This window comes from Agromyces humi, from assembly GCF_009720255.1.
Classification (GTDB): domain Bacteria; phylum Actinomycetota; class Actinomycetes; order Actinomycetales; family Microbacteriaceae; genus Agromyces; species Agromyces humi.
The window spans coordinates 1-2,771 of sequence record NZ_WJSP02000448.1; the positions used below are offsets into that span (position 1 = coordinate 1).

Sequence of the window (2,771 nt, forward strand, 5' to 3'; positions counted from 1 at the left end):
GTCGCGCTCGACGCGCCGCTGCTGCTCGACGGCAACTACGACTGGCACACCGACCTCAACGACCCGGTCGCCCGCGCCGCCCACGCCCCAGTGGTTGCGCGCCGCGTACACCGTCGACGGCGGGCACACGGGGTCGAGCAGGCCGACCGAGAACAGCGCGGGGGCGCTCGCACGCTTGGCGAAGTTGACGCCGTCGAAGTACGACAGCGTCTCGAACGCCGTGGGCCACGCGTCGCGGTGCACCGACAGGTAGCGCACGACCTCCGCGTACGGGTCGCGGTCGGTGAGCCCCACCGCGCGTTCGAAGTGGCAGAGGAACGGCACCTCGGGCATGGCGCCCACGAGTCCCTGCGACAGGCCCGCCACGGCGATCGCGATGCCGCCGCCCTGACTGCCGCCCGCGACCGCGACCCGATCGGCGTCGACCACGTCGAGCGACCGCACGGCGTCGATGGCGAGCACCGCGTCGGTGAAGACCCGGCGGTAGAAATAGGTGGTCGGGTGCTCGATGCCGCGCGTCATGAATCCGGGGACCGCCGGGCCGGAGCCGTGCGGGTCGGGCGTGCCCCCGCCGGTGCCCCACCCGCTGCCCTGGCCGCGGGTGTCCATGAAGAAGTGCGCGTATCCGGATGCCGCCCACGCGAGTCGCTCGTGCGGGAGGCCGCGTCCGCCGTTGTAGCCGTTGTACTCGACCACGGTCGGCAGCGGACCCGTCGCGCCGGCCGGAACGGTGAACCACCCGCGCACCGGGTCGCCCCCGTATCCGCTGAACGAGACGTCGTGGACATCGACGACGGCGAGCGGCGATTCGACGCGCGTGAGGCTCGGAGCCTGTGCGAGCGCCCGCGACTCGGCGAGGGTCGACGTCCAGAACGCGTCGAAGTCGTCGGGCTCGGCCACGACCGGACGGTAGGCGCGGAGTTCGTCGACGGGGAGATCGAATCGGGGCACGGCTCGTCCTTCGGATGGGCGTCGTCGGGGGTCGTTGCGCCGGCGACCCGCCGACGCATCGCCGCCCAGCGTATCGAACGTCGCCCTGACCCGAGCGGCCCGGCCGCGGCATCCGAATCGCCTCGACCGCGTTCGCGCCCCGCTCGTATGCTGGTGCCGAGCGCCGGGTTCCGGCGCCGAAGGGGGCGGCATGACCGACGACGTCGAGCGACCGCGTCCGCCGAAGCGCGTGATCGTCGTCGTGGTGCTCACCTACATCTCGGGGATCTTCGACATCCTCGCCGGAATCCTGCTCATCATGCTCCGCTACGACCGTGAGGTCGAGGATTCGGGCGATGCCTACGCGATCACGCTGTGGGGGGCGGCGATCATCCTCATCGGGTTGCTCACGATCGCGATGGCGTCGGGGCTCACGCGGGGCCGCAACTCGGCGCGCATCTTCGTGACCGTGCTCGTGTCGCTGTCGGCGCTCGTCTCGGTGGTCGACGTGATCGCGGCGCCGGCGGATGCCTCCTCGTGGGTGTCGCTGGCGATCGGCGGCGGCATCTCCGCGCTCATCATCCTCGCGCTCTGGGCGGGACGGTCGGCGGAGTTCTTCCGTCGGTCGCGGAGACTCCGTGCTGCCTGACGACCGCGGCGAGCGCGGGCGCCGGCACCACCGTCGTCCGGGCGACCGCACGTCGATGCACGAATCGCACGACCTCGACGCCCGCGATCGCGATGCCCGATGACATGAGCACGAGCAGGGCCGTGGTCTCCGAGGGGTTCGTGAACTGCAGGAAGTCCGAGATCAGCGGGATCGCGTAGACGAGGATCAGGCCGATCATCATCGCGCCGATGATGAGGATCTTCCACCCGTCGATGGGCCGTGACAGCACGATGAGCACCCAGAGACCGACGATCGTCAGGATGAGGGTCGAACCGGTGCGGAGTTCGTCCTGCGGGATGCCGGCATCGGTCGCCAGTCGGCTGTAGAGCGCGAGCACCAGCGCGATGACGATGCCCGCCGGGATCGCGAAGCCGAGCGAACGCCGCAGGAAGCCGGGCACGTAGCGACGACGGTTGGGCATGAGCGCGAGGAAGAACGCGGGAAGTCCGATGGTGAGGCCGTCGACGACCGAGAGCTGTCGCGGCAGGAACGGGAACGGCAGCAGCATCACCCCGAAGAGCACGGCCAGGCCCGTGGCGTAGGCCGTCTTCGTCAGGAACAGCATCGACACCCGTTCGATGTTCGCGATGACCTGGCGGCCCTCGGCCACCACGCCCGGCAGCTGCGAGAACCGGCCGTCGAGCAGCACCAGGCGCGCGACCGCCTTCGTCGCGGCGGAGCCGGAGTCCATGGCGATGCCGATGTCCGCCTCCTTGATGGCGAGCGCGTCGTTCACGCCGTCACCGGTCATCGCGACCGTGTGGCCGCGTAGCTGCAGTGCGGTGACGATGTCCTTCTTCTGCGATGGCGTCACCCGCCCGAAGACGAGGTGCTGCTCGAGCGCCTCGCCGAGCTCGTCGAGGTCGGTCGGCAGCTCGCGGGCGTCGAAGCCCTCGGTCGCCTCGACCCCCACCTCGCGGGCGATCGCCGCGACGGTCTGCGGGTTGTCGCCCGAGATGATGCGGACGGCCACGCCCTGCTCGGCGAAGAACTCGAGGGTCTCGCGCGCGTCGGGGCGCACGCTCTCGCGGAAGGTGAGGAGGGTCACGGGAGCCAGCCTCGCCGGCAGCCGCTCGGCCTCGGCTAGTCCGACCTGGCGGCCCGGCGAGTGCTCGAGCCGCAAGTCTTCGAGGTTCACGCCGAAGACTTGCGGCTCAAGCACTCGCCGGGC

Annotated in this window: 3 protein-coding genes; 1 reads left to right on the forward strand and 2 read right to left on the reverse strand. The window is 70.8% G+C overall.

The window, feature by feature from the left end; translation table 11 throughout:
- Nucleotides 1–951: acetylxylan esterase (locus GH736_RS20705; protein WP_159606677.1), on the reverse strand; the 951-nt coding region annotated here is incomplete at its 3' end.
- A 190-nt stretch (nt 952–1,141) separates the two neighbouring features.
- Here GH736_RS20705 and GH736_RS20710 point away from each other — a divergent pair.
- Entirely contained in the window at nt 1,142–1,579 is a 438-nt protein-coding gene (locus GH736_RS20710; protein WP_159606679.1) for a DUF7144 family membrane protein, read from the forward strand.
- Here GH736_RS20710 and GH736_RS20715 read toward each other — a convergent pair.
- On the reverse strand, nt 1,509–2,771 hold a 1,263-nt coding region (locus tag GH736_RS20715; RefSeq protein ID WP_159606681.1), incomplete at its 5' end, for an HAD-IC family P-type ATPase. The genes GH736_RS20710 and GH736_RS20715 overlap by 71 nt on opposite strands.